Genomic DNA, 26341 nt, shown 5'->3' with positions numbered 1-26341 from the left:
CAGGGCGATTTCCCGAGCCGTGCACTTGCTCCCACGCGAGCTGCTGCAGCGCCCGGCCTGCTGGCCGGCTCGCCCTCGATCTTGATTACCAGGTGGGATGGGCCATCCCGGCCGCGAGGCCGGGTTAGGAATTGCCCCCTCGGCCGTACGATACAAACGGCAAGCGGAGCGCGCAGGCCGAAGGCCGGAGGCGTGAGGATGGAAGCCCGAAGGGCCAAGACCCGGCGTGCTTTTGGCCGGGGCTTGGTTCACGACAGCCGCCCCCCGAAGGGGGCACGCACAAGAGGGGAAGTCAAACGTCTTTCGGAGCCTGGCCAAGTCGGGCGTCATGCCAACCAGGCCATTTCAGGAGGTTGTTCGGGCCGTTGCTGGCCAGCCACTTTTCAAGGTACGCCAGCTGCGAGGGATTCAACTCGGTGAGTTTGGGTAGGGTTTGAGTCGCTTCAACCTCGGCCTGCAGATCCAGCACAAAATCAGGCCCCAACTCGTCCAGCTTGGTCAGCACACCGTCAACGGCTTCCAGCAACTGGCGAGGATCACCGCCTCGATCAGCGTATTCCCCCAGCTGCTCCGACCATTCGTCCTGCTGCGCGTCCCATTCCTCGGCTTCTTCGATCTGCTGGCTCAACTGGTCCAGGTCGATGGCCTTCATACCATGCGCACGCTCCAGCCAGTTTTCGGCCAGCATGCGTTCATCGCTGCCGTTGCTACCGAAGCGATCAGCCCGAGGTTTGTTTGCATAGTTCTGGATGCCAGCCAGGTCACCGATAAAGCTTTCGAGCAGATCGGCAGCTTTCATCTGATGCCGGCGTGCTTCCCATTCAAATTCGGGGGGGATGCGCACAGATACGACTTCCGTTTCGTCCGGTACGAACTCACCATTGGCCCCGGGCACAAGCCCTGCCGGTGCGAGAAAGCCAGTAGGCCGACTGTCGCAACGCCAACCGCATTGCAGGTGAGCACGATGATGGGGCCACTTTCCATGATTAAGCGGCACCATGTGATATTCGTCGTTCGTGGTGTCCAGTTCGTATACGCGGCGCAGGCTCTGATCCTGGTATGCCCGGAAAATCGTGGAGCCGTATTCGGCTGCAGACGGAAATTGTGATGGCAGCACGTATCCCACTTTGCCTATGTCCTTCTCGTACACTGGGCGAGTGGCGCGCAAAACATGCTGTTTCCCCTGGTACTCAACGATCATTTGGGGCGTTACCCCGTCCTCGCTAAGCTGGCCACCGACAAGGGTCACGTTATGAATGGAAACCGAATGAACCCGGTCGCCTGGAAAAATGAGTGCATCAAACGACATTACGTTTCTCCTTCCGAGTTTTGCCGTGGCCCTGCCGATATTGACGGACCGCAAAAAACAGGGCGATTGGGGCTACCCAGGCAATCGAACCGATCAACAGATGGTTGTGGGTTCTCTCCGGGTAAGATTCCGCGAACTCATTACGGCGCGTGAAAATCCACTGACGCTGCGTGACGGCTTTGGCGAAGCAATTCTCGAATTTATCGAACCCGCATTGCTCAACTCCAGGTAGTGCTGGGATCTCTTCGACCGGTAGCGTGGCCGCTGGCCAGGTGAAATGTAGGGCGGCAACCACAAGCGCACTCCATAGCATTAGTGCAGCAGCAGATTTAGTAGCTCTCTCCATGAACCTCTCTCCTATCGACCTACTTTTTCGGGGCAGCAGGCTGCGGGAATGGCTTGGCCATTTCCCGTACCTGCTCGGCCAGCTCGGGGGGCAGCCACACAAGAACGGGTACCAGTTCGCCGGCGCCCTGTTCTTCAAGGATTTTCCGCACGCGCTTAACCGCTGCGTGGGCGGTCTGCTTGGTCATCCCTCTGGCCTCGGCTACGTCGGTGATGCGCTGGCCATCGACCAGAACGGCCTTGGCCACCTCGACAGTCGAGATGGCCAGGCGCTTGGAAGCAAACAGGGGCGCAACCTTCTTCCATTCTTCTTTGGTGTACATCGGCTGCATTCATCAGCTCCTAGTGTCAGTAGTCAATCAGCCGCGGCCCCCTGCTCGCGGATCCGCTGCCAGATCTCGCAATGCGTGATCGTTGGCAGCGCCAGGAACGTCCAGTAACGCCCGTTTGAACGGGCGTACACGCGCACCAGGTCGCCAACCTCGGGGGCCTGCAGTATGAACGAATCGCCGGCCTCGCCGGCGTTATAGTCGAGCACCTGAGCGCGGCTAAGCGCGAAGTCATACCGGGTTTCGGTGATGCGCGCCGGCTGGGTGCCGTGGGCGGCTTCCTGCGCTTGCAGAAAGCCTACTTCATCGCCCAGCACAGCGCCGGGGTGCATTACCTGGATCTCTGGCAGCATCAGCCAGGTTGCGCGAGCGGCCCAAGCATTGGGGCCGATCTGGCGGGCATAGTCGATGATTGCGGTTTGGCCGGGTACATAGAAAACTTTTTGCATGGCTGCGATCTCCTTGCATGGTGCAGGCCGGGCGCGGTGGGCGCCCGGCCTGGGGCTGTTAGGCGGCTTGGCGCAGGTGCTGGGCCAGTACCCACAGGGCGCGATTCAATTTCACGTCCTGGTCAATGCCGGAAACGGCACGGGTGCTGGTACGGCGCCCTTGTTTGTTGCGGCCTCGCAGCCCTCCCTTGATGGTGTTTTCCTGTACGCGGTTGAAGGTCGACCAGAGGTCGTTGGTGGCGTCTTCGCGGCGCCGTGGTGCCAGAAGCTGGCTAGCGGTCACCGGAGCCGGGCCGTCTGCCGGGTCGTAGCGGTAGGCAAGTGCAGCCTCGGCAAAGGCGTGCTGCAGGTCGCCGCCCAGCTGGATACCCTTCATGGTTTCGCGCTGTTCCTCGATCAGCTGGAACTGATTCAGGACTTCATATGCGCCCTCGATCACATCCCCGATAACATCCTGACGCCCGCTGTGGCGGACTTTCTGATCCATCGCGGCGTCACCCAGTACCAGGCCATTGGCGCACACGAAACGGAAGCAACCGCCCATCATCTGGTAGCTGCTCGTGCCATCGTGGCTGTTCAGCAGGATGATTTCGTTGGCCTCTTTGGCAACGATGGTGTTGGCGTGACGCAGGCGGATCATGTGCTTGGTGTGTTCGCGCTTGTCGGTGTTACGCACGCGGGTTTGGCACGCCATGAACGGCATAAACCCTTCACTGCGCAGCGCTTCCAGTACGTCAACGGTGGGAATGTAGCGGTAGCGATCGGAGCGGCTTTCATGTGCTTCCTCGGCAAAGATCGAGGGGGCAACACGTGCGATCTCGTCATTACTCAGCGGGCTGTCGCTGCGGACCATGCAAGGGTTACGGAAGTTGCTGGATAGACGCATTTTTGAATCTCCTTCGCGATTTGCCTGGAGCGGTTGCCGCCGCTGGTTCCAGGCTGTCGAGGCGGGATTGCTTCGACGGGGTTAGTATCGCAAAGGCACAAACTGAAGTCAACTATTGGTCAAATCTAATTTGACCGTCTGTCGTTTTAAAACCCGGCTAGTGCCGGGGCTTCTTCGTTGACAGTGGGGGGAACGGAACTAGGCCATTAGGTGAAATTGCCAACCTGTCGTTGCCGCGACACCTGTGACGATTAGCCATAGCGCAATCGCTTTGCCCAATTGGGTTTGGCTACGGCCTGATATCACCATTCCGATGATTGCCCCGACTACCCCTATATAACCGGAATGTTGCGCAAAATCGGAGCGACCGACCATAAACATAACTGCCAGTAAAACCAGCGCGTGAACAAAGGCGATCAGGCGCACAATTTCTCTCCTCTAAGTTCCTACAGCTTCCATCGGGCGGAGCCTAAGCCCAGCGCATGCCAGGCTTAGGCGCCCGCCCTCTTCATGATTATTGGAGGTGCCAATTGAAGCGGTACGGATCCATGAACGGTATGTCGTCATCGAAGCTGTCAAAGTCTGCCGCTGGCTGCGGCGCCGGCTGTGCCGGGCGCTGCGGTGGCTGCTGACGCGGGGCTTGCTGGCGGGGGGCCTGGTTACTGCCGCCCTGGTTGTAGGGGTCACTGCCCGGCTGCTGGTTCTGCGGGCGACCGCCGAGCAGCTGCATCGTTCCTTGCATATCGACGATGATTTCAGTGGTGTAACGCTTGATTCCGTCCTTCTCCCATTCGCGGGTTTGCAGCTTGCCTTCGATGTAGCACTGCGAACCTTTGCGCAGGTATTCGCCGGCGATCTCGGCCACCTTGCCGAACAGCGACACACGGTGCCACTCGGTGCGCTCGACCTTCTGGCCACTCTGCTTATCGGTCCATTGCTCGCTGGTGGCCAAGCTGAGGTTGGTCACGGCGTTGCCATTGGGAAGGTAGCGGACTTCGGGATCCTGCCCGCAAGTACCGACCAGGATTACTTTGTTTACGCCACGGGCCATGATGAATCTCCTTCTCCGTCTGAATTAGTCGTTCTCGAAGCAACCGCAAGGGCAGGTCATAACGTCCAGGCCGTGCCAGCAGAAGCCGTTATCGGCGTCTTCCTGGCGCTGTGCTTCGTTCTCACTGGCAGACATATAGCCATAAGCCTCGCGGGCGTACGCGAACACTTCCGCCACTCCCTCGGCTTGTTCATCGGTGCCGAACTCCTCATCCATGCTCGCACAGAAAGCGTTGTGCACCATGGTGTCATAGGTGGGGAAGCGCTTACATGCCGCGCCGTAGAGATCGTCAACTTTGCGCTCCATCGCCTCGATGCTCGAATCAACGGCAGGCGCCCAGATCTTTTGGGCAAAGCTCAAAAAGTCGGCTGGGGTGAGCCAGTTGTTGAAGCTGAGGGCGGGGGCTTGAGCGGTGATAGTCATGCGTAAACTCCTTCGCGATTTGCCTGGAGCGGTTGCCGCCGCTGGTTCCAGACCGTCGAAGCGGAATTGCTTCGACATGAGTAGTATCGCCCAACGCCTAACTAAAGTCAACTATTGGTCAAATCCATATTGACCGCTTGTCGCGTTTCTCGCACGCGAGAAATCTGCTTTTTCTTGATCCGAACGCTTGACCGCTTTACCGAGCTGCTTTAATGCCGAGCGTGGGGCGCGGGAAACAAACGCTTTTCAAAGCTGCAGCCGCGAAGCGGATGCCGCCTTGCTCTTTGGGAATGGAAGCGCGCCACTGCTGGGTGGATCTGCTCGGCAGCCTTCGGTAGGACGCGGTAAGCCCGGACTATCCAGAGCCAGGCCGCGTGCAAGGGGACCGTGGAATACCGCAGGGAGCGTAGCGAGCGAGGATATGCCGCGAAAGCCCCTTGCAGGCAAGGCCTGGTGGCGGATAGGCCATTGGGGCGTCCGCTTCCTACCGATGGTTGCTGAGCTAGCCGCAGTGGTTGCCCTGGAACGACTGGCAAGCGGAGCGCGCAGGCCGTAGGCCGGAGGCGTGAGGATGGAAGCCCGAAGGGCCAAGACCCGGCGTGCTTTTGGCCGGGGCTTGGTTCACGACAGCCGCCCCCGCAGGGGCACGCCCATGATGACTCAAGGCGAAACCGCTTCCTTGATGGTGTGTGAGGTATTGTGCGAAGCCCCTGGCGGCATGAATACCTCTACGTGCGTATTGGCTGGTTTTGGCGGCGAATGCTCCTGCAGATACCGAGCCTTCTCCTGGTTCTTTCGCGCTACGCGCCGTTCGGTCATGTGCCAGGACGAAAACATTTCAACCACGAAAATGAGAATGCCCCCAGCTACGCAGAGGATCACGGGTAACCGACTCCGGCGTTTAGCCATGCGATTCATGACGCCTCCTTAATTGTCCAGACGCAAGCCGCCAGCTTTGAGGCTAGCCAGTTCGCTGAGCAGCAACTCCCGCTGCGACGGTGTGATTTTGTTCAGGTATTGCAACTTGGCCAACGTACCGAGAACCGCGCCATAACCCATTAACGGATAGGTAGGATCCGTTTGTCGCCGGCGCATCGAGTCCTCAAGCTGATCCATAGCCAGTGCGACAGCTGAGAATTTTTGGCGGATGACTGACAGCGAAGTGGGCCGACTGACCAGGTTGGGAAAGTAGTTGGCCAAGCCGGGACGGTCTGAGTCCATCATGCACTGAATGCCCAGCTCCAGGTCCTCACGTACAGTGGCGGAGGCCGTGGATAAGGCTCCTTCAATCTCGGCCACGGAGGCGGTCTCCAGCCACAACAGGGTATCGAGATAATCGGTCAGTTGCTGTTCCGTTCGTTCGTCCATGGCTCAATCCTCAAATTCCATTTCATCGCTGGCATCGACAACCAGGGAGCGGCACTGTTCGGCGCGGCGCATCAAACTGAGGCCTTTGCCAGGCCAAAGGGATGCGGCTGCTTCGTAAAGCTCGGCGGCTGAATACCACTTCTTCCGATGCTCTGCCAACCGCGCAGCGGTATGCAGGGCCTGGCTGGAACGTTGGGCTTTGCTCATCGTGAGATCGCGGAACATGGTGTTACTCCTTCGCGTGGGTTCCCGGGACGGTTGCCGCCGTCATTTCCGGGCTGAGTTAGGCGCCCCGGGCTGAGGCGCCTTTAGGTTGGTTATGCTGCCTTGTCGAGTTCGCTGGCCAGCGACAGGCCGACCGCGACGGGGCGAACCCATACCGGCATATGACTGAGCAGGAAGGTTTCACCCTGCTTGGCCAGCAGGAGGGTTTGGGCCATTACACCGGCAATTGCCTCAGCGGCTTTCGGTGGTACCGCATTACCGATCCGCTCGCGCCACGCCTGGTCGCTCAAACCGTCCAGCTCAAGCATTTCTTCCGGGTCAACCAGGCTTTGCAGCGCCGCCATTTCCAGCGTGGTGAATGGGCGGTGCCAGGTGCCGTCGAGGCTTCGAATCACGCAGGTCAATCGATCATTGGCGGCTGGCATGCGCGGATCGGCAACGCTCCAGCGGCCATTGTCCAGGCGCGCACTGGCGGATACTGCCCCGGCCAGGCCTTCCCACGGCACGACGCCATAGTGGCCCCCGGTGAGGTAGGCATCGCCTTTCACGCGGCGCAAGCCTGGGCGCGGATCCTGTACGGCAAACGCGCCCTGCCCTGTCGTGCTGCCGGCAATGACGGTGCGTGCCGAGCCATCCCAGCGGGTGACGCTGTATTTCCCGTGTCCACCAGCTGCGCCACGCGGATCGGCCACGCTGAACGTGCCCTGCCCTGGCGACTTGATGCCGATGATTGCGCCGCTCGAGTCCTCCCAGCGCCGTACGCCATATTGCTGGTACTGCGCGGCGTGTGCCGGGCTGCGCGGATCTGCAACCGAAAATGCGCCATTGGTTGGCCCTGTCTGGCCGGCAACGGTGCCCATTGAATCACCCCAGCTACGCACGCCTAGATATCCCGAGAACGCCTCGGGCACTATCACGAAGTCGCGCAGATAACCGTCCTCGATGGCCAACTGATCCAGGCTGCGCCAGTCCTTGCCGGCCTCGACCAGGGCAAGGCGAACCCACGTTTTCCATTGCAGCGCTGGAACCCGATGCATTGGGCCTGCGCGCTCGATATCGCCAGGCAGCGGCATGCGGCCAAGGACAGCACCGACCGATTGCAGGGATTTCTTTTCCGGCTCGTACAAGAACGGTGGCACTTTCTCCACGTGCCGAGCCACCAGCAGAAAGCGCTTGCGGCTTTGGGCCAGGCCGCCCAGCTCCCCGCAGTCGTGGGTTGTCTCGCTCACGGCATAGCCAAAGAAGTTCAACACCTGAACGATCTGATCGAGCAGGTGGCGACCACGGGTTGCCAGGCGCGGCACGTTCTCGAACACGATCAGGCCGGGCGGGTTGTGCTGCCAGGCCTCGCACATGAGCCACACGCAGCGCAGCGTCAGTTCATTGAGGGCCTGGTACTTGGGGGTTAGGCTCAACGCCTCGGACAACAGGCCAGAAGCGCCTTTGCAGGGGCTGCTGATGAACACCACATCAGGATCCTGAAAGCCCGCAGCGCGGCGAATATCAGCCGGGGTTGCCTCCCGCCAGTCTGCTGGCGGTTCCTTGCCATGGAAGGCGGTGTATTGCTCGCGGGTGAACAGGTCCATTTGCGTACCTGGTACACCGGCCAGGCGTTGGAAATCACGCAGCGCGCCGGCGTCCACATCGACACCGCCAATGCAGCGCCATTCCGCCTGCAGGTGGCCGACCACTTCCTTGTTTTGATTGAAGCCTTTGGCGCCGCCGCCAAGCCCGCAGCAGAAATGAAAGTGCTTGAGCACATACTTTGTAAGCATGTTCGTCATCCGTCACGATGGCCCGGACCCAAGGTCCGGGCGGGGCTGTGGTCAGAGGGCGCGGGCTGTCGCCTCGGCCATGTCGCGGAAAATCTCGGCATGCAGTTCCAGCGGGAACTCTGCGATGACTTCGCGCTGGCCGATGCCGGAGCGCTGAGCGACGACCGTGTACATGGTGACGGTGGAGGGTTCTTGCCCTGGGCGGGCTTGATGGGACGGCTCGACGGTGAAGCCGGAGAAATCGCGCAGCTGCGTGGCTGAGCTGAAATAGAACAGGTGGGTTTCGATAGCCATGTTTGTAACTCCTTCGCAAGTGCCCGGAGCGGTTGCCGCCGCTGGTTCCAGGCTGTCGAAGCAGGATTGCTTCGACGGTTCCCAGTATCGCAAAGGCTATTATCAATGTCAACTTATAGTCAAATCTATTTTTTACTAATAATTTACCACAGCTCTAACTGCTCAGAGTTAGTGATATCGACAACGGGAATGCCCGGCGTACGCGAGTCCAGGGCATTATCTGGATCCCGCAAGCTGTCGGACAACGCCGCAAAACGCGCTCGATCGGCAGCGGCTCGCCTGACATTAAAATGCTCGTCTACAACGTCATTGACCCTGGCCCACTGGTTCCAAGCGAAGCTACGCCCAAGCCCTACGGTTGTCGTTGTACTGGGGAAACCATCGGCATTTCGCACCAGGTGTTCCCACGATGCGCCGAACTGTACTGCGTCAAATCGGCTGTGCTTGCCAGTGAGGGCGTTGCGCTCAAGCATCAGCGCCCGCTCCAGCAGCTCGGGGTGATTCGCGGCAAGCCAATACAGTTCCCAGTGCTTGGAAGCTGGGCAGAAAAAGCAGGCGGATTTGATCGGTACCAGGTCCGCGCCGAGCGCCTGAGTGATCGCACGCACACAATCGCGGCGAGTCCAGCGAACCAGCTGCAACGGGTAGACATAATCGAAGTTTGCGTCCGCAGGCTTGAGCGCTTTGGAGCGGCGCAGATCTGCTTTGCCGCAGTCGTAACCGATCAGCTTGACGATGCGTTGTCCCGTCACCTTGGCGCGTTCCCACACAGGATGCGCTGGCCTGGCGTTCGGGCCAGACCGGGCGCCCATGAGAAACTGATCCTGGGGAACCTGCTTCCACTTCACCGAACAAGATTTCATGCCAAAGGCCAGGCTAGGCAATGTCTCGTTGGCCATGCAGTTGCCGTACAGATCCTGGTATCCGGTGGTGGGCTTCGGTTTCTTCCGGCACACGCTAACGGACGGCCAGCCCCACGCACGCAGCACGGAATCCATCGCCTCAATGTGGGCCAACGTCTCGGGTTTCTCCGCGCCGGTGTCGGCAAAGGTGATGATATCCGGGCGCAGCCCTGCCGCGTGCAGGGCTACGAGCATGGCCGTGGAATCCACGCCCGATCCGAAACACACAGCCAGCAGCCGACCGGCCAGCGCAGCGCGCAGGGCCTCGGCCTGGGCGAGGGATAAAACGGGGTGAGCGCCGCCCGAGGGGCAGCCGCGGCTGATCGCGTTCATGCGTACTCCTTCGCAAGTGCCCGGAGCGGTTGCCGCCGCTGGATCCGGGCACTGTTGGGTTGCGTTTACTCGGTGTCGTCACCAATGAGATCGCACAAGCTCGGCACCAGGTCTACCTCGGCGGTCCTGTTGTCTGGTCCTGTCACCTCGAACACGCATGCGCAGTCGGGATCGCCGTTTGCAATTCGCGGCTGGAAGTAGTGGCGTGCGCACGCCTCTGCGGCTGCTCGATGATCGCCGTCAACGTTGATATCAACAGCCCATACAACACGGTATGTAGTCATTGCGGGATTCTCCTTCGCTGTGCCGGAGCGGTTGCCGCCGCATGTACCGGCTTTTTAGATTACTTGCCTTCGAAATAGGCGGGACGCTGGGCCAGTTCGCGGGCTATCAGCTCATCCGCAAACAGCGGAGCCTGCTTTTCTACCCGGCGCTCCAGGTTCTTGCGCCTGACCTTGCCCTTTGCCTCGGCGCTCCAGCGCTTGACCGCCTGAGAGGCGGGAAAGTCGAGACAGACCCCGTAACCCTCGGGCCGGGCCTCCCACGCTTTGCGCATTTCCTCGGGGAGCTTCTGCCCTGCCGGCGCCTCGATCACCAGCAGCTCGAAGTCACCGGGGCATGGCAAGTGAGGCAGACACCAGCGCAGGGAGTAGCGCCACATGGGCGGCGCTACCTGCTGGGCATTCGCGGCCATCAGACCAGATCCCAACTCGCCTGATCCCAGCCCGGCAGCTTTGACTGCGCTACGCGGCGAATTTCATGCAGGGTGCGAAATGCCTGGGTCGCGTAATAGTCGGGGTTTTGATTGGACTGATATTCCAGGCACTGGATGAGCTTGAGGGCTTCGAGCGGGGTGGGCTTGGGGACAGTTTCATCCAGGCCGAACAGCTCGCCCTTGAACGTTTCGCGTGGGTAGCGCGTGCGTACGGATCGGATGTTTTCGTCAAGCAGCTGCTGCCCTTTGTCGGCAAGGAGCTGGTAGGTGGTTGCATCCGGCTTGCCGTTGCAGGTGAACATGAGGATGGCGGAGATGTGAAAACGATTCAGGATATAGGCGCTCATGGAAACTCCTTCGCAGTGTGCCCGGAGCGGTTGCCGCCGCTGGTTCCGGGCTGTCGAAGCGGAATTGCTTCGACGTGGTAAGTATCGCAAAGGAACCCCAACAAGTCAACTATCAGTCAAATCTAATTTGACTGATAGTGACATTTTTTTACTACGCAGCGCGGGCGTCTGGCAGCACGTTGCCGGCGTAATATTCGGCAATCTGCTCATTCACTTTGTCCAGCAGATCCAGGCGCAGAAACTCCAGGTGGAGGGTGCCCTTCTTGAACGCCTTGGCCCGGTAGTTCTCGTTCTCGAACACTTCCCCAGCCTGAAAAGCTGCATCCATAGCTGAGGTCAATGCGTGCGCCTGGAAGGGCTTGCCATCGAGCGTCTGAAATACCCGGTCAAGGTCATTGAGCTTGTCCTTGGCCCATGAACCGTACCGGATGCAAAGGCCACTTTTGAACGAAGGTTCGACCATCCCTTCCATGATCACTTTCTGGCCGATGCGAAACGGCTCTTTTGCGTTGGTGCGGTAGTCGTCGGAGAGATACCGGAACACATTGAAAACCCCACGCTGGAACATGGATTCGGCGTTTATGCGCAAGTCGATGAACGTAGCGGTGATCGTCGACGCGGTGAATTCAGGCGGGGATGGGCAAAGGCTCTTCTCAAACTCCGCGACGGCCTCGGCGTCCATCAGTTGCTTAAAGCCTGTCATATCGAACGCCCGGCGCCATAGGGAGGTGTCCAGTTCGCGGCGCACCCTGTCCTGGTCTTCCCTGAGTTGCGCAGCGTGAGGCATCAGATGCCGACCATGGGGCGCTAGAACTTCCTGGGCCAGCTCCAGCATGCGGCGTGCATCAGTGATCAGCCGTAGCGCTTCCTCGCGGGCAGTTAGCAGATCGTCAAGCGTAGAAGGTAACGCCAACTCTTTGAAAATAGACATGCTTCGAACTCCTTCGCAGTGTTGCCCGGAGCGGTTGCCGCCGCTGGTTCCAGGCTGTCGAGACGGGATTGCTTCGACGGATTCAGTATCCTAAAAAATCCCCCTTGCGTCAACTTATGGTCAATACTATATTTACTATTAATTGACTTTCTCGCGTGCGAGAATCTTGCCTAGCCGTGATTTATAAGCTACAATTGAGCCCATGAAGACAATTAAACAAACCGCCACGTACAGGAACTGGGAACGCAAGCTGCGAGACAAGCAGGCCAAAGCCATCATCGCTGCGCGAGTCTTCCGCGTTGCAAATGGTCTGCTTGGGGACGTTCAACCAGTGGGCCAGGGGATCAGCGAACTGCGCATCCATCACGGCCCCGGCTACCGGGTGTATTTTCAGCAGCGCGGTAACCAACTGGTCCTGTTGCTGTGTGGTGGGGACAAGAGCAGCCAAGCGCGGGATATCGAAACCGCTAAAGCGTTGGCCAGCCAGTGGAGTGACGATGAATGAAAGAACAATTTTACGACTACGACCCCGCTGATGCGTTGACTGATGCGGAGTCCATCGCGGTATTCATGGAGGACGCATTCGAAACGGGCGATGCGGCCTATATCGCAAAATGCCTGGGTGTCGTAGCCCGCGCCAAAGGGATGACCGCCCTTGCCAATGAATCTGGCCTTTCCCGCGAACACCTCTACCGGTCGTTCTCGGACAAGGGCAACCCGACTTTGAAAACCCTGCTGGCCGTAATGCGTGCCGTTGGCCTGGATCTTACGACCCGCAAGCACGTTGAGCCGGTACACTAATCGTTGTGAACAAGGAGGTTACATGATCGCTTTAACGTCGAAAAAGAAGGGGGTCATACGCGCATGCGCATGGGCTGCTTGGCTCGGCCTAGCTGCTTGGATCGCCACCAAGTCGCCCTACGCTGGGCCTGCTGGTTTCGATTGGGCCTGGTTCGCGTTGATGGGCCTTTTCCCCAAATTCCTCCAGGGTGATATCCCGCCGATATGGCCGGAGAGCGGAGCCGAAGTCACCCCCGATCAACAACGTCGGTGGATTTACGGGCTGCTGACCTTGGCGGTTTTCGCGTGGGTGATGGCGCGTGATTCGAAAGTGATAGATCTCATCGCCACACTAATCGGATAAAAGGGGGTACTTATGAACACGGACCTGATCGTCAAACGCATTTTGCTCACCCCCGTTGCAGCCGGGTTTGGGTGGATCGTTGCAACCATGATTGTGATCGGCCTGAAACTGGCCCTCCCTACCCTTCTTCCGATTACCTGGGCTGAGCGCATTGGCCCATTCGGCGCCGTTGTCGGCATCGTCATTTTTTACTGGATGACCTGGAATGAAGGTCGCCCGGACAAGCGAGGCTGACATGGAAAAGACTATTTCCCCGAACCAAACCAAGGCGCTTTTCGCCTGGGGCTGGCTCCTGTGGATTGGCTGCGCATTTTGGCTGGCCCGATTCCCCTGGACAGATAACGCTGAACTGAGCCTAAAGGGTCTTGCATTCCTGATCCTCCTGCCCAAGGCCATTCAAGGGTTCTTCTATACCATCACCCCGAAGCAGAACAGATTCAGCGATGGCTACACGGACAAACACAAGCGGTTGCCTTTGTATACGGCGCTTGCTGCGGGTATCGGCCTTTGGTTCGCTGTAACCGGCGTGTACGACCTGGCCAACTCCCTCTGATCGATTTGCATGGCATTGAGCGCTTGACCGCAGGCGCTCTTGCCGATCTGCTTTAATGCCGAGCGTGGGGCGCGGGAAACAAACGCTTTTCAAAGCAGCAGCCGCGAAGCGGATGCCGCCTTGCTCTTTGGGAATGGAAGCACACCACCGCTGGGTGGATCTGCTCGGCAGCCTTCGGTAGGACGCGGTAAGCCCGGACTATCCAGAGCCAGGCCGCGTGCAAGGGGACCGTGGAATACCGCAGGGAGCGTAGCGAGCGAGGATATGCCGCGAAAGCCCCTTGCAGGCAAGGCCTGGTGGCGGATAGGCCATTGGGGCGTCCGCTTCCTACCGATGGTTGCTGAGCTAGCCGCAGTGGTTGCCCTGGAACGACCGGCAAGCGGAGCGCGCAGGCCGTAGGCCGGAGGCGTGAGGATGGAAGCCCGAAGGGCCAAGACCCGGCGTGCTTTTGGCCGGGGCTTGGTTCACGACAGCCGCCCCCCGAATGGGGGCACGCCCATAGCGCGCTGCCTCGTTTCCCCTAGCGTTTACTGGGGAATTACTCAAAAAAGAGTTGCCATACGTGTCAACTTTTGCAACCATGAACCCAGTCAGATGATCTTTGCGAGACCTGGCAAAGCGGCTCCTAACCGCGATGCCGAAAAAAACCGCCCTCCTACGGCGGTTTTTTTTTGCCCATAGAAATGCTCGCCAACCCGTTTTGTGATGGCACAGCGACAGCGGAGCCGGTAAGATCGCCAGCAGTCAGTTGTGACGTGCGAGCCGGGTGGGGTGCTTCCCGTCTAAAGATTCACTGCCAGGGACGCGGGCGTAGGAACCCGCGCGGATTTGATCCCCGGTTAACACCAGCCCCGCCCGCGTCTCGCAAAGATCATCTGACCATGCTCTTGTCAGTGCCATGTGTTCCGGAAAAGCATTGATAGGGACAGAGGCCCCAATCGAGGTCTTTGGAGATGAAAAATTTCCTAAAGAATCTCTCTATTCAGGTGCTTGCAAAGCTCCTGGTAGAGGCGATTCGCGATAGTTGGAACGGCTAATACCTGACTGACGGAGAAAGCCCGCTGAGGCCTCGGCCAACGCGGGTTTTCTTTTGCCCGCTATTCGCATCGCTCGTTGTCCAGCTGGTGCCACAAATCGTCCTCGATGAACTCCGCGTATCGGTCGGCCACCTCGGCGCAGCCGTTGCGGCCTAGATCGCTAGGGTGACCATCTGCGTCGTACGCCACACCAGAAAGCACCCTGAATTCCAGCTCGCGATACCCCTGTAAATCCCAGTCGCTGGACCATAAGCCTGGGTTTGGATCGGCCTCGATCACATCCGTGATTTCACACTGGATTACACAGGCCTCGGCGTCGATATGAACCTCATACACAATCGCCTCCCGGCGCATCTTCGCCTGGTTACACAGGGTCGGTGTCGCTCTCCAGACTGATGGCCGATGCCGGCTTATCGTCCCTCAGAGCGATGTACACGGCGTGGCGAACTTTGCCGGCTGGGGTCAACTCGGCAAACTTCACCTCGCACACAAGCTGAGGCTCTACCCATACCACGGCGCCGCCCTGCAGCTTGGGCGGCGTACGTAAAGCCGATGTTCTCCGTACCAATGGGCCGAGCCGTTTTTTGAGCCTGTCCAACTCGCGCCCGGTGAATCCCGACCTGACACGACCAGCGTACTGCAGCTGGCCGGCGTCATCATGCAGACCGATCAGCAGCGAGCCGATGCCGGCAGAGCTCCGGGTGTAGCCCAAGATCACGAACTCTTGCCGCTGCACACATTTGAGCTTGATCCATGAGCCATCCCGCTCGCCGGCGTAGGTACTGCCCAACCGCTTGCCTACTATGCCCTCGATACCGAGCGCGCAAGCGCTGGCCAGCAAATGCGCCGGATCCGCTTCGAGGGTTTCTGAGAACCGCACCTGGTCAAGGTCGACCTGTTCCAGCAATACCCGTAGCAGGTTCCGGCGCTGCTCGACAGGCCGGGGTCTTAGGTCTACGCCGTCGATGAACAAGAGGTCGAAGGCGAAGTAGATCAAGCGGTCGGTGTCGCCGGTGGCAAAGGCTTCCTGCAGGGACTGGAACGCTGGGCGGTCGTCGTCGTCTTGCACGACCACTTCACCATCTAACCAGGCGCCACGGATGGGAAGTGACTGCAGGTCCCGGGCAAGACGCGGCATCCGCTTCGTCCAGTCGTAACCGTTTTTAGTGAACAGAGACACGCCGGAATCGATGCGGGCAAACATGCGGTAGCCATCGAACTTGATTTCGTAAGCCCAGTCGCCAGCTGGTGGCCGGGTCACCAAGGCCACCAGCTGCGGCTGGATGCGAGCAGGGACCGCAGTTTTCTTGGAAGCCATGACACCTGCGCCTCAATGGCACTCGATATGGTGTGGATTCTCCTGCAGACGGAAAGATCCGCCTTTTGTCCAGGCGGCTCTAGCCGCGCCGTACGGCCTGCATTACTGTATATGCAAACAGTATCAACTCGGTGCCCCATGAACGTTGTATCTATTCAGCCCCTTCGAGACTCAAGCCAGCTCATTTCGGTACTCGCCGGAACAGCTGCAGGCGGCTTTCCTAGCCCTGCAGCTGATTACTACGAGCCGCCGATTTCCCTGGATGAATTGCTGAATATTCGGGCGCCGCATGTTTGGATTGTGCGCGTCCAGGGCGAAAGCATGCGTGACGCGGGAATCTACGACGGCGGGGTGCTGATCGTTGACCGATCGATCACAGCGACAAAGGGTCAGATCGTTCTCGCCTACGTGGACAACCAACCGCTGGTGAAACGGCTGGCCAAGGACAACGCTGATCGTTGGCTCCTGGAATCGGCCCACCCCGACTATAAGACCATCACCCCTGATCAGTACGGCTCGATTGATGTGTTTGGGGTTGTTACCTGGGACCTGACCAAGCATGTGTGCTGACAGCTCCCGACCTATCTTCGCCCTGGTAGACGTCAACGCGTTTTACTGCAGCTGCGAGCGCATTTTTAGACCGGAGCTGCGACAGCGCCCGGTCGTCGTTTTAAGCAACTCGGACGGCTGCATCGTGGCCCGTACGAACGAGGCTAAAGCCCTCGGCTTGAAGATGGGCGATCCCTATTTCAAGGTGCGCGGGTTCCTCGAACAGAATGGTGTCGCGGTTTTCAGCTCCAATTACACGCTCTATGGCGAATTGAGCCACCGCGTTGGCGTAGCCATCGCCTCCCTGGTACCCGAATGGGAGCGTTATTCCATTGACGAACTGTTCTGCAGGCTCGATGGCCTTCCCGAGCCGATCATTGATGTAGGCCGGGCCATTCAAGCCCGCGTCCTGCAATGGACAGCGCTGCCAGTGGGTGTGGGCATTGGGCATACGAAAACTTTGGCCAAGGCCGCGCAGCACGCCTCAAAAGTGTGGCGTGAGAAGACTGGCGGGGTAGTGGATCTGCGCAAACAAGAGGCGGTCGAATGGCTGCTCCGGCGAATGCCGGTTGATGAGGTTTGGGGTATCGGGCGCCGTATGCGCGACAACCTGGCCAGCGACGGGATCAGCACCGCTTGGGAACTATCGCAAGCGGATGCGCGGGCCATGGGTCGCAAATACAGTGTCGTACTGGAGCGGACCATTCGTGAGCTGGCAGGCGAGTCGTGCATGGACCTGGAACAGACCGCGCCGGCCAAGCAATCGATCTGTTCCAGCAAGATGTTTGGCAAGCGGGTTCACACGCTCAGAGAGCTGCAGGAAGCACTGGCGACCTACATTCACCGTGCCGCTGAAAAGCTGCGCATGCAGCGTTCGCTATGCGGCGCGCTACGCATTGGCATCCAGACTTCGTTTCATGGCGACGGCCCCAAGTACGCGAATGCAGCGACGTGCATACCGGCATTCCCAACCGATGATGTGCGGCAGCTGACGAAATATGCACTGCAGGCGGCAGCAGAGATCTACCGGCCTGGCTTTGCGTATAGCAAGGCCGAGGTACTGCTGATGGACCTGCGCAAGCGGGGAGAGTACACGCAGGATCTTTTCAGCCCGAGCCAGCCGGAGCGCTCGGATGCGCTCATGGCAACGATGGACAAGATCAACCGCCGATGGGGGCATGACTGCTTGCGTACTGCGGCGGTCCCACTGACGCCTGACTGGGGCATGCGTCGTGCCCTGCTTAGCCCCAGTTACATGACCAGCTGGGATCAGTTGTGGACGGTGCAGTGTCGGTAATTCTCGCGTGCGAGAATTAGCTAAAGCTCGGCTTTAGCCTGGGCCGACAACCGCTTGCGCCGGGCGCCGATGCTGGCTCGCGAAACGCCTGCCAGCTTCGCCACCAGCGCATCAGGCACCTTTCCCAGCAAGTGATCGTAGCGGGACGCTACCGAAACACGCTTGTAGGGCTGAATGCCCAAGAAGGCGCAGCGCTGCACTATCACAGGGTACGGTACGCCGGTTCTTCGGCTGATCTCTGTCGGCGTCAGGGTCGCGAACAATGATTCGTAACCCAACAACGGGCCGTGAAAGTCTGGTACTGGATCTGGTGTTGTACTGCCTGGCAACGGCAGGACGGGTTCAAAGCCAAGCCCCTCGCGTACGTCCTGCACCAGGTCCAAATCAACGCCGGCGAGCTGGGCGATCTCCTGGTCACTGACGTAGCCAAACAGCGGCTTATAGGGCCTCAGATCGTGCCCGATGGGCAGCACCTGCTTGCGTGGCGCGGGCCGGAAAAAGGGCAAGATGCCCAACGACTCGCGGTAGGCCTTGACGCTTTTGGCGTCCACGCCGCAGCGGGCAGCTATCGAGCTGTCTGCGGCAAAGCCTAAGAGATCCTTGAAGGGTTCGATTTTTTTGCCGACAGACCATGGCGGAATCCCCAGTTGCTCACGGCGGCGGCGTACCCGGTGCGGGGTCGAGCCGATCAACCGGGCCAGTTCAACGTCCTTGATCTGGCCCAACTTGCAGTCGTACAGCGCCCAGTCAATGGTGGCCATGTTAGGGGTGCCGAGCCGGGGGGAATGCGGGAATGCTCAAGCCTCGAGGGTCCGCACTGGCGTCCCACGACCACCATCCGGTCGGCCCGTAGTGCCGCGTGTAGTAGGCGCACTTCACTTCCTTGCGGGCCAGGTACTTCGGATCCTGACGCCCGTAAACTTCCATCGGTAGCTCCCTGCCGGCGCCTACGTCCATCAGCCAGAAATCGGGAAACACCTGTTCCTGCTCCGCATCAAAGCGCATCGGCTTGATGAACCTGCGCCCCTGATCGCGGAGCAACGCCTCGATCACCGCCTCATAGCCCGACTCAACGGGTATCCACTCGTCACTGACAACCATCAGGGCCACATTGAGCGCTTGGGCTTTGCTGGGCACTGTGGGTTGATCCGTCTGGACAATGGCAATCACTCGGCGTCCTTCCCGCCATCCACGCAGCGCGGCGGCGTAGCTCCTGGCGGTCCTCTGCCATAGTTCTTCGTCCATGAGCAGCCGCGGTACTCCATGGAAGCCAGCGATGGCGAGATAGCCGCTCATTGCCTGTTCGCGTTCTTCGGAGTGCGCCGCCAAGGGGGCGACGACGATTAGGCGGCGTTTGTTTCTGATCGCGCTGGCCACCTTCTGACTATTGGCGTCGGCCTGCTGGCCAGCCGAACTTGTAGCAATGAGCAGAGCGTCACCAATGCGCATGCGCGAAGCGAGCATGCGGTCGGCAGCGTGCTGCAGCCGGCTGTGAATCAGGCCGAGTCCACGCTTGCCCGCCATACCTGGTACCCACTGGTTGAGGCCTGCTTCGCTCCAGAGCAAGTGGAGCAAGCCACACAAGGTCATCGCCGGTTTGGAAGGCTTGCTGCTCGATGGGGCAGGGGAAGTACCCTCCATCGGCTGGTTTTCTGCCGGATCCTTCTTGCGAAGCGAAAGGGTGAGCTTGATCTTGAGGTCACCGTCCTTGGTTTCTTCGACCACGCCCTTGCTGTAGGCACCTAAACCCGATTTGTCGGGATCGGGCGAGTAGTACAGACAATCAAGCGCATGCTCGGCGCCGGTGTGCGGATAGCGGGACAGGTGAAACGAATCCTGTTCGGATCTGTGCCGTACGGCCAAGCGTCGAGTGCCTTTGCCTGGGCACAAGCAACGCACCAGGGCCTGACCGTGTGCTTTCTGCAGTATGCCTTTCCACTGCACCGCATAGCCTGGCTGGGTCTGGTAGGCCTCGGAATACTGCTTGGCATTCTCGCCTTGTCCGATGCTTACCGGGTAACGTTGATCGGCCATCGCTGATTCCTCCGTGTCGCTGTGAAATCTCCTGCGCTCGATGTACAATGAGCGCGTGGCTTTTTGCTCCTTCGCAAAAACCTAGAAACCCGCAAGCATTGCCGTGCTGCGGGTTTCGTCTTTCTGGCGTCCAGTCAAGCTTTGAAACCGCCCAGCTCGATGACAGGCGAAGCCTGGGTAATGTCGATCTGTATGGTGCTGCCATCCGCTTTGCGGAATTCCATGTTCATCGGCGGCGCCTCCGCTACGTCCTGCAGCTGCTCCACGCAGCGTTTATTCAGCAACTCAAAAAGCCATTCCGCATCATTGACCGCATCCACTGGATCACGCGGCAGCGCTTGCTGCAGGCTGTGTTTGAGCCAGTGAGAAGTGGTTGGATCAGCCAATACGGCCGCAATATCGGCGTCTGCTTCGGTGGCCATCAATGCCTTGTCTGCCGGTTTGGTTGTGGCTTGGATGGCCAGCTGGTCGATGGCCACCAGCTCCTGCTTGGTCGCCTCATCCAATCCACTGTCAAAGTGAACCAGCTGGGTCAGTCCGGTCAGTTGCCACCAGGCCGAAGAAATCCCCTCATTGCGGTCTGCCCCACTGGGCAATGCCAAAGCCCCGGTCAATTCCACCAGGTGTTGCTTGGCCGATTCGATAAGCGCCTGCTGCAGGCGCGCAAAGCGTTCATCAGACATTTTCGGTTTCCTCGGTTGATGACTTCTTCTCCGCATCGAGAGCGGCGACAACGGTGCAATGGTCAAGCGACACAGCGCCTGACAAACCATCCACGAAAATGACGGCCTGGCCACACATCACCCACGCATTGCCCCTTGTTTCGGCGCGATGTGTTTCACCCTGCCCGTAAATTTCGGCGTAGCTGACCAGGGCACCATGCTTGTAGGTGGTGTTCCAGTCGTGGCACTGGGCCTTGGCGTGCAGCTCTTGCTGTTCAAAGCTCATGGTGGTTGGCTTCGGCATCGGGCTTTCCTTGCGTGTTAGGTGAATTGAATGAAGAAATAACCCGCCTCAGCGCCTTGCGGTGCCTTACGGGCCTGCATATCAAGAATGAGGTGGCCAATGCCATCCTCAAAGATGCCTTCGTACCGAGGCCCAATGGCCTCCAGCTCCGAGGCGTTTAGCTGTAGCAGCCACATGTAGCGAGAGCTAGGTTCATAAATCGGGTCCTGCAGAAAAGCAGGTCGGCCTGTCACCTTGCTGATTTCCAGGCCGAAATCATCGTCCTCCAGCTCGGCATCTTCCTCTGCCTCGGTGAATTCCTCCTTGCGGATGAATGCGCGGTCGAGAATGAAGGCCGAGTCCGGTGGCGACAGCTCATGATCGGTGAGGGTGTGGAGGATCACCCTCGCATACCCGCTATCCCGTGCAGCTTGCAGCTCTGATTGCTGATGCACGGTGTATCGCCGCATGGTCGACAAGTTGAAGCCGTTGGCCTTACGGTTCGGCGCAATGAACACCGTCATGGCCATGCCAGGCGGCAGGAAACGAACGGGCAATAAGGCCTCAGTGATAGTACAGAGCGGGGTAAGTGGAACCTTAGTGTCCGGCAGTACCGGCCACAACGCTGGATCGTTCATCCGTACGCTGCCGCCGAATTGACCTATTCCAACGTCCTCTTTGCTGATTGTGATTTTCCACATAGACCCTCCTTGGCGTTTCTGGCGTCAGTTACCGTGGGGGATAGAAGGCATATCCGGCAACATTCCTTCCAGTGATTCCTGCGCGGGTGGATCCATACCTGGCCCTGCAGGCAGCTGAATGTCGCCGTCCTCCATCGTCGGCAGCTGCTTGAGCTGGCTATTGCCCAAATCGGCCTGGTCCTCAGTCGAAACCAAGACCCGAGCGTTAAACAGGGCGTATTGCAGATTGTCGCGTTTATCTGCCCATGCGATACGGCTATTCACCACATAGGCGAGCGTGCCACCACGCTGGCCACCGACGCTGATGGTCTGTATCCAGTTATGCTTGGTCAGAATGGCGATGGCGCGTTTAGTGGTGGCGACCGAGGTGTCCATCAACTTGGCCAGCGTGGCCTGGCTGATGATGAGTGCCCCTTGTTTGTCCATGTGTTGCACCAGGATGTGCATCAGTTGGGCAGCTCGCGGCGCCTGTGCGGTCAACGCGGCCCACTGTTCATGCCCAGCGCGTTCCGTCTGTACCCAAGTACCACGCTGGGCAGGCTGCGCGTAGGCGCGGATCTCGTTATTGTCACTGGCCATTGAGCCTCCTTCGATGAAATGCGTGAACGATATCGTGCATATTTGTTAGATATCGATCATGGACACGCATACCCTAGCTCATTTGATGAGCGATGGGTAGCGCATCCTTGCACGTTATCTCTCAAGTTTTGTGCGATATCTCTCACGCATGAGCTAGGGGTAGCTCATTGGGGGGGGTAGCTCATACTGTGAGCTAACCTAGCTCACGGATAATGAGCTAGGGGTAGGTCATAGATAGTGAGCGATGGTCGCTCATGGATCATGATCGGAGGTTCGTGCATAGTATGAGCGAGGTGCTGCCCTGCAGGCCGCGAATTACAAGGGTCGGCAAGTCGCCGTTCTTATGATCTCTAATCCCCTGATCGTTTGCCTTGGCTGTTAGGGCCTCAAAGTCGCCTGCCGGCGGCGGCCAGTCGTGAATGGCTGACAGACTCCGGCTGCGCCTGCGCTAGTCACCCATTCCCGCCCGGCTCGACTGACAGCTCATCACGAATACGCATCACGGTGGTGGTTGAACAGTTCGCGTGCCTGGCAGTAGCGCGAATCCCGAGGTTCGCGCCCAGTAGCTCACGCACCCGCTTGCGCAGGTCCTCGTTCACTGGTCTGCCCTTGTATACACCAGCTGCTTTCGCTTTGACGATGCCCTGACTCTGCCGCTCCCGCCGCTGCTGATAATCCTTACGGGCAATTGCCGCCATCATATCGATCATCATGTAGTTGATAGCCGACAGCATCCGGTCGGTGAATTCATCGTTGGTGGGCAAGGTCATGCCCTGGTGACTGGTAGGAAGGTCGATAGCGACGATACGCAGACCGCGCTGGTCAATCGCGCCCTTGAGTTCCCGCCAATCCTGATCACCCATGCGCGATAGTCGATCAATGCTCTCCACCAGCAACACATCGCCTCGCTTGGCGTCTTTCAGCAAGCGGATGAGTTCTGGCCGGTTGGCATGGGAGCCGCTGGCGTTTTCCATGTAACTGGCTGCGATGGCGAGGCCAAAACCGGCGACGAAGGCTTCAAGCTGATCACGGGCACGGCTAGCGTCCTGGTCATCGGTTGAAGCTCGTAAGTAAGCGCGGATAAACATGGATGCTCCTGGGTTAGGAGTTAACCTGGCTGTTGGCAGATTTCATTCTGCGCCACAGGATCGGCGAAAAATCGCGAAGCAGCATGAAGCCGAATCCAAGCACTAGAAACATCACGTACTGATTTCGAAATGTTCGGCCACCTTCACGGGTAGCAGCGTCAACTGACACCTCCTGCACATTCCAGCGCTGGCATACAGCGAGCTTTGGCATTTCGCCTTGCACCTGGTGACTTTCATCACAGCGCTTAACGAGCATGTGTCCTGCTTGTTCAGCTTTGCCGAGTTGTTGTGCTTCGTACTGCATATCGGTGAACCACTGAGCTGCCCCGTTGAAGGAGAAACCAGATCCCACCGCGAGCAAGGCGAATATGCCGACGGCGGGATACACAACCAGCATTGCAAAGAGCCGATTGATGAGTTTGAGCGCACCGTAATGTAAATCGGCCATGATCCGTTTCCTGTACCAGTTTGGGTGTAACTCACTGAGCGTATCAGTATGGGCGTTTTTTAAATACTGGCGATGACTACATCGTTCGTATTGATCGCGTATCAACTAGGGTATACCCATTTGTGACGATATAGTTTCCCGGTCCCCGAAGTGACGAATGCGAGGGTTGGGCGCCTGGCCAGCCGCCTAGCTGTAGCGGCCTGCATTTAAAAACGTCCCGACCTGCAATCAATACGATTTTCGACCGGAATTAACTGCGACTGACCGGCCCGGCAAACCAGCATTAACTGCGAATGAGCCTGCATTGATCCGCGCCGACCTGCATTCCATCGTCGCCAGCCTGCATTATTTGCAAATGACAGGACTCAGATAGGCAAGCCCGCTGCCAGCATCTTGTCACGTAACTCAACCGCCCGCGCCGGGTCTAGCGCATTACTGAACAGAGCCTTGATTTCGGTGGGTTTGGCATCGAATTGCTCCACTAGATCCTTGATGCGGTAGCCGTGACGAGTGAGGGTTGGCTCCAGATCATCCAGTTGGCGCGACAGCACCGATTGCACGAGTTCCGCCGAAACGGGTTTCTCGCCGGTCAGGTAGCCGGCTTCCAGTGCCAGGCTGAGGTGCAGTTGGATTTGCAGTGGCGTGCGCAGTTTAGTGGCGAGTAGGTCGATCGCGTCTTCGGTCAGAATCGACTCGGGTTCGACCTTCCCCGCAGTGCAGGTTTCCAGCAGCCACTGAATGTATTCCCGCTGACTGCCAGCAATGCCATCGAGCGAGAAGATGTCGGTGCGGTAGCCGATTTCCTCCATCGTCGGTCGGCGCAGGTCGTTACGCAGCTTGGGATGCCCGGCCAACACGATCGACAGCCGCCCGTCACCGTCCTCCACCAGCTCCATCAGACGCTTAAGACCGGTCAGGGTATGGCCGTTGAGGTCATGGGCCTCATCGACGAACAGGGCGACCGGGCGCTTGTTCTTCCTCACCAACTCGCGTAGGTCACGCTCACGCTTTTCGCCCTGGGTGGGGATGCGTACCTGCTTCTCGGTGGAGAGGTCATAGAAGAGCGCTGCGATGAAAGTGGCCAGCTTGATGCTGTGCTTTTCAATGGCGAGAGACTTGGAGACCGTGATCTTCTTTTCCTCTTCCATCGCTTGTTGAAGCCGGCGCAGCATTACGGTCTTGCCGCTGCCGATGACGCCGCACAGTGCAATCAGCCGTCCTTCGAAGATCGCCCCCTTGATGTCCTTGATCAACTGCTGATGGTGGGCGGTTTCAAAATAGCCGGCCTGGTTCAGTGGCAACGCCAGTCCGTAGTGCTGCATTACTTCAGCCCGCATGTTCTTCTCCTGTTTTCTTATGGCGGAAGTAGCCCCGCACGCGCTCCAAGACAATGCGGCGTGTCAGGGTTTCGCTCAGCACCTGATGGATGAAGGCTTGATCGTCGGGAGAGAGCTTAGCCAACGGCTGCGCTAGGTCATCGGCAATGGCGAGCTTGGCGGCGATGGCATTGGGAAACCGGTATTCGTGCGCCTCGGCATCGAAGGGTTGGCGTGGCAGTGCCGTCGGAATAATAGAGGGTGTGAGTCGCACATCGTCGCCAGCCAATGCGGCGATAGGCAGGCCAAGCTGGCCGGCTAGCAAGCGGATGCGATCAGAGCGCTCATCCGCCTTGCCGCGTTTGAAGGCGCGGTAACGATGTAGGGGAATTGGCCCGGAGACGGGGTAGTAAGGTCCGAAGCGCTCCCCCTCGAACTCGGTATAGAGTTCGTCATCGAACAAGCCCCAGAGCAACACCACGGTTTCGCCCGCCATGTCGGGCTCCACCTCGTAGGCCGTGCCGTCGATGGTGACGCGGGCATCGACGCCGACCTTGCGTCGTTCCGGCTCGCGGGCAAAGCGGCAAAACTGTTCCCAGGTGCACATTTCGCGCAGGCCCTCGACGGGCAGGTTGGCCAGCCAGTCCTCAATCCGCGAATGCGGTTCGGAGCGATGATCCTGCACGTTGTAGGTGCGCACCAGATAACGCAGCAGCCACTCATTGGCCTGCGCTTCGGTTTCCGGTTTGTGGAAGTGATACAGCGTCTCGTGGGCTTCCTTCACCGTGCGGAAGGGGCGCTCCACTTTGCCTTTCGAGCGAGCCGTGGTGCGGGTGCCATCCTTGCCGGCCGGGATGTGTGTCTGCCATTCGATGTCCAGCGCCTGCATGACGTTCTGGAATACTCGGCGTTTGGCCACCGGGCCGTTGTCCAGGTAGATCATCTTCGGGCGGCCTTGGAAGGGAAAAGTCGGGTCCGCCTTCAGCGTCATGGCGTTGAACAGGAAGCGCAGCGCTGACTCCGCGTCCTCGCCATATACACAGTGGTACTCCTGATAGGCCACTCCGCTGCGGTCATCCACCACGCTGAACAGCATCAGCGTCGGCATGCCCCTAGCCGGATCGATCCAGTCCGGCTTATCGATGTGCTTGAGGTCGGAGGGCGACAGGTCGAACTGCCAGCAGTCATTGCTGTGCGCAGCCTGAAAGCGGGTGGCCGGTGGTTGCCGCAACAGCCGCGACTGGTCCAGGTGCCAGCGGCTTAGGTACTCGTTCACCGTGCTGCGGGTCAGAACCCCTTTGGGCGCCTTGACCAAGCCTTGCTCGGTTTCCACCCCATAGCCCTCCAGCAGCTCGATGGCACGGCGGGTAGATAGGTGCCGCCCTTGTTTGTTGGTGGTGCGCAGTTTCAGCGCGGCAATTAGCTCGCAGTAGCGCTCCAGCTCGGCCTGCTGCAATACCCGCGGCTTACCATGGTCGGCGCGGTGAGCCGCGTGGGGTTTATGGATGAGGTTCAGCGCCCGGTATACGGTGCTTGGGGACACGCCGTACAACTCGGCTATCGCGGCCACCTGAGTAATCCGTTCCGGGCTTTTCTTGGGCAGACGGTCGAGCCGCTGCCGCAACTGCATCAGCGAATCGGTCGGGATGG

General features: G+C 59.1%; 36 protein-coding genes. 7 read left to right on the top strand and 29 right to left on the bottom strand.

The features are described 5' to 3' along the window. Positions 1-292: 292 nt before the first annotated feature. The 17 genes from JTY93_RS27770 to JTY93_RS27690 all read right to left on the bottom strand — a co-directional run bounded on the left by JTY93_RS27770 (position 293) and on the right by JTY93_RS27690 (position 11682). Positions 293-1309 (bottom strand): hypothetical protein, encoded by a 1017-nt coding sequence (locus tag JTY93_RS27770; protein WP_205477434.1) that lies wholly within the window; start codon positions 1307-1309, stop codon positions 293-295. Further along, positions 1299-1604, bottom strand: coding sequence for a hypothetical protein (locus tag JTY93_RS27765; protein WP_205477435.1), 306 nt, complete (start codon positions 1602-1604; stop codon positions 1299-1301). The genes JTY93_RS27770 and JTY93_RS27765 overlap by 11 nt, the downstream gene beginning before the upstream one ends. Positions 1605-1674: 70 nt before the next feature. Beyond that, entirely contained in the window at positions 1675-1986 is a 312-nt protein-coding gene (locus tag JTY93_RS27760; RefSeq protein WP_042857733.1) for a TrfB-related DNA-binding protein, read from the bottom strand. A gap of 23 nt (positions 1987-2009) precedes the next feature. Continuing rightward, positions 2010-2432, bottom strand: coding sequence for a hypothetical protein (locus JTY93_RS27755; RefSeq protein ID WP_205477436.1), 423 nt, complete (start codon positions 2430-2432; stop codon positions 2010-2012). Positions 2433-2490: 58 nt separating this feature from the next. Continuing rightward, positions 2491-3318 carry a DUF932 domain-containing protein gene (locus JTY93_RS27750; protein ID WP_205477437.1) on the bottom strand — a complete coding sequence of 276 codons (828 nt, stop codon included), beginning with the start codon at positions 3316-3318 and terminating at the stop codon, positions 2491-2493. 198 nt (positions 3319-3516) lie between these two features. Then, a complete protein-coding gene (locus tag JTY93_RS27745; RefSeq protein ID WP_205477438.1) occupies positions 3517-3744 on the bottom strand; it encodes a hypothetical protein in 228 nt (75 codons plus the stop codon). An 88-nt stretch (positions 3745-3832) separates the two neighbouring features. Continuing rightward, a complete protein-coding gene (locus JTY93_RS27740) occupies positions 3833-4369 on the bottom strand; it encodes a single-stranded DNA-binding protein (RefSeq protein ID WP_205477439.1) in 537 nt (178 codons plus the stop codon). A 24-nt stretch (positions 4370-4393) separates the two neighbouring features. After that, positions 4394-4792, bottom strand: coding sequence for a hypothetical protein (locus tag JTY93_RS27735; protein ID WP_205477440.1), 399 nt, complete (start codon positions 4790-4792; stop codon positions 4394-4396). Positions 4793-5719: 927 nt separating this feature from the next. Further along, positions 5720-6160 carry a hypothetical protein gene (locus JTY93_RS27730; RefSeq protein ID WP_205480571.1) on the bottom strand — a complete coding sequence of 147 codons (441 nt, stop codon included), beginning with the start codon at positions 6158-6160 and terminating at the stop codon, positions 5720-5722. Positions 6161-6163: 3 nt separating this feature from the next. Next, positions 6164-6385 (bottom strand): hypothetical protein, encoded by a 222-nt coding sequence (locus tag JTY93_RS27725; protein ID WP_205480569.1) that lies wholly within the window; start codon positions 6383-6385, stop codon positions 6164-6166. Between the two features lie 92 nt (positions 6386-6477). After that, positions 6478-8160: a DNA cytosine methyltransferase gene (locus JTY93_RS27720; protein ID WP_205480566.1), complete on the bottom strand. Its 1683-nt coding sequence runs from the start codon at positions 8158-8160 to the stop codon at positions 6478-6480. A 51-nt stretch (positions 8161-8211) separates the two neighbouring features. Then, the gene (locus JTY93_RS27715) at positions 8212-8454 is read right to left on the bottom strand and encodes a hypothetical protein (protein WP_042857726.1); all 243 of its coding nucleotides are present in this window, start codon (positions 8452-8454) and stop codon (positions 8212-8214) included. 143 nt (positions 8455-8597) lie between these two features. Further along, a complete protein-coding gene (locus JTY93_RS27710) occupies positions 8598-9689 on the bottom strand; it encodes an adenine nucleotide alpha hydrolase family protein (protein ID WP_205480557.1) in 1092 nt (363 codons plus the stop codon). Between the two features lie 65 nt (positions 9690-9754). Next, positions 9755-9973 carry a hypothetical protein gene (locus tag JTY93_RS27705; RefSeq protein WP_182367944.1) on the bottom strand — a complete coding sequence of 73 codons (219 nt, stop codon included), beginning with the start codon at positions 9971-9973 and terminating at the stop codon, positions 9755-9757. 59 nt (positions 9974-10032) lie between these two features. Then, positions 10033-10383, bottom strand: a complete 351-nt coding sequence (locus JTY93_RS27700) for a theronine dehydrogenase (protein ID WP_199520587.1) — start codon at positions 10381-10383, stop codon at positions 10033-10035. Then, positions 10383-10751: a hypothetical protein gene (locus JTY93_RS27695; protein ID WP_042857724.1), complete on the bottom strand. Its 369-nt coding sequence runs from the start codon at positions 10749-10751 to the stop codon at positions 10383-10385. Before JTY93_RS27695 ends, JTY93_RS27700 begins: the two co-directional genes overlap by 1 nt. Before the next feature lie 151 nt (positions 10752-10902). Then, positions 10903-11682, bottom strand: a complete 780-nt coding sequence (locus JTY93_RS27690; RefSeq protein WP_042857723.1) for a DUF4942 domain-containing protein — start codon at positions 11680-11682, stop codon at positions 10903-10905. Positions 11683-11884: 202 nt separating this feature from the next. Between JTY93_RS27690 and JTY93_RS27685 the strand changes: the two genes are divergently transcribed. The 5 genes from JTY93_RS27685 to JTY93_RS27665 are packed head-to-tail and all read left to right on the top strand — an operon-like array spanning position 11885 to position 13379. Beyond that, positions 11885-12187 carry a type II toxin-antitoxin system RelE/ParE family toxin gene (locus tag JTY93_RS27685; RefSeq protein WP_042857722.1) on the top strand — a complete coding sequence of 101 codons (303 nt, stop codon included), beginning with the start codon at positions 11885-11887 and terminating at the stop codon, positions 12185-12187. Continuing rightward, positions 12184-12483 carry an addiction module antidote protein gene (locus JTY93_RS27680; protein WP_042857721.1) on the top strand — a complete coding sequence of 100 codons (300 nt, stop codon included), beginning with the start codon at positions 12184-12186 and terminating at the stop codon, positions 12481-12483. Before JTY93_RS27685 ends, JTY93_RS27680 begins: the two co-directional genes overlap by 4 nt. Before the next feature lie 22 nt (positions 12484-12505). Then, positions 12506-12826: a hypothetical protein gene (locus JTY93_RS27675; RefSeq protein ID WP_047710214.1), complete on the top strand. Its 321-nt coding sequence runs from the start codon at positions 12506-12508 to the stop codon at positions 12824-12826. A gap of 12 nt (positions 12827-12838) precedes the next feature. Next, on the top strand, positions 12839-13060 hold the full coding sequence (locus JTY93_RS27670; RefSeq protein WP_205480554.1) for a hypothetical protein: 222 nt from the start codon (positions 12839-12841) through the stop codon (positions 13058-13060). Position 13061: 1 nt separating this feature from the next. Continuing rightward, positions 13062-13379, top strand: a complete 318-nt coding sequence (locus tag JTY93_RS27665; protein ID WP_042857718.1) for a hypothetical protein — start codon at positions 13062-13064, stop codon at positions 13377-13379. Between the two features lie 1097 nt (positions 13380-14476). On the opposite strand, the gene JTY93_RS27660 is transcribed toward JTY93_RS27665, so the two are convergent. Beyond that, positions 14477-14752, bottom strand: coding sequence for a hypothetical protein (locus JTY93_RS27660; protein ID WP_205478556.1), 276 nt, complete (start codon positions 14750-14752; stop codon positions 14477-14479). Between the two features lie 28 nt (positions 14753-14780). Then, on the bottom strand, positions 14781-15734 hold the full coding sequence (ligD, locus tag JTY93_RS27655) for a non-homologous end-joining DNA ligase (protein WP_205478554.1): 954 nt from the start codon (positions 15732-15734) through the stop codon (positions 14781-14783). A 138-nt stretch (positions 15735-15872) separates the two neighbouring features. On the opposite strand from ligD, the gene JTY93_RS27650 reads away from it, so the two are divergent. Both JTY93_RS27650 and JTY93_RS27645 read left to right on the top strand, forming a co-directional pair. Then, complete coding sequence (locus tag JTY93_RS27650) at positions 15873-16304, top strand: LexA family protein (RefSeq protein ID WP_047306860.1); 432 nt, start codon at positions 15873-15875, stop codon at positions 16302-16304. Continuing rightward, positions 16294-17580: a Y-family DNA polymerase gene (locus tag JTY93_RS27645; RefSeq protein ID WP_205478552.1), complete on the top strand. Its 1287-nt coding sequence runs from the start codon at positions 16294-16296 to the stop codon at positions 17578-17580. Before JTY93_RS27650 ends, JTY93_RS27645 begins: the two co-directional genes overlap by 11 nt. Before the next feature lie 20 nt (positions 17581-17600). Here JTY93_RS27645 and JTY93_RS27640 read toward each other — a convergent pair whose 3' ends face one another. The 10 genes from JTY93_RS27640 to JTY93_RS27595 form a co-directional block, all read right to left on the bottom strand. Next, positions 17601-18341, bottom strand: a complete 741-nt coding sequence (locus JTY93_RS27640) for a hypothetical protein (protein ID WP_240344549.1) — start codon at positions 18339-18341, stop codon at positions 17601-17603. A gap of 1 nt (position 18342) precedes the next feature. After that, positions 18343-19614: a DUF1173 family protein gene (locus tag JTY93_RS27635; RefSeq protein WP_205478550.1), complete on the bottom strand. Its 1272-nt coding sequence runs from the start codon at positions 19612-19614 to the stop codon at positions 18343-18345. A 134-nt stretch (positions 19615-19748) separates the two neighbouring features. Next, positions 19749-20297, bottom strand: coding sequence for a hypothetical protein (locus tag JTY93_RS27630; protein ID WP_205478548.1), 549 nt, complete (start codon positions 20295-20297; stop codon positions 19749-19751). Continuing rightward, positions 20290-20580: a hypothetical protein gene (locus tag JTY93_RS27625; RefSeq protein ID WP_232866809.1), complete on the bottom strand. Its 291-nt coding sequence runs from the start codon at positions 20578-20580 to the stop codon at positions 20290-20292. Before JTY93_RS27625 ends, JTY93_RS27630 begins: the two co-directional genes overlap by 8 nt. A gap of 17 nt (positions 20581-20597) precedes the next feature. Beyond that, on the bottom strand, positions 20598-21260 hold the full coding sequence (locus JTY93_RS27620) for a hypothetical protein (RefSeq protein WP_205478547.1): 663 nt from the start codon (positions 21258-21260) through the stop codon (positions 20598-20600). Between the two features lie 24 nt (positions 21261-21284). Then, positions 21285-21839, bottom strand: a complete 555-nt coding sequence (locus tag JTY93_RS27615) for a helix-turn-helix domain-containing protein (protein ID WP_205478546.1) — start codon at positions 21837-21839, stop codon at positions 21285-21287. 452 nt (positions 21840-22291) lie between these two features. Continuing rightward, positions 22292-22927 carry a recombinase family protein gene (locus tag JTY93_RS27610; RefSeq protein ID WP_205478545.1) on the bottom strand — a complete coding sequence of 212 codons (636 nt, stop codon included), beginning with the start codon at positions 22925-22927 and terminating at the stop codon, positions 22292-22294. A 13-nt stretch (positions 22928-22940) separates the two neighbouring features. Next, positions 22941-23375 (bottom strand): hypothetical protein, encoded by a 435-nt coding sequence (locus JTY93_RS27605; protein ID WP_205478544.1) that lies wholly within the window; start codon positions 23373-23375, stop codon positions 22941-22943. A gap of 365 nt (positions 23376-23740) precedes the next feature. Beyond that, a complete protein-coding gene (locus JTY93_RS27600; protein WP_024015038.1) occupies positions 23741-24712 on the bottom strand; it encodes an ExeA family protein in 972 nt (323 codons plus the stop codon). Next, positions 24702-26339 (bottom strand): DDE-type integrase/transposase/recombinase, encoded by a 1638-nt coding sequence (locus JTY93_RS27595; RefSeq protein WP_205478558.1) that lies wholly within the window; start codon positions 26337-26339, stop codon positions 24702-24704. The genes JTY93_RS27600 and JTY93_RS27595 overlap by 11 nt, the downstream gene beginning before the upstream one ends. Positions 26340-26341 lie beyond the last annotated feature (2 nt).

Source organism: Pseudomonas hygromyciniae, from assembly GCF_016925675.1.
Taxonomy (GTDB): Bacteria; Pseudomonadota; Gammaproteobacteria; order Pseudomonadales; family Pseudomonadaceae; genus Aquipseudomonas; species Aquipseudomonas hygromyciniae.
This window is presented reverse-complemented; position numbering and strand designations above follow the sequence as displayed.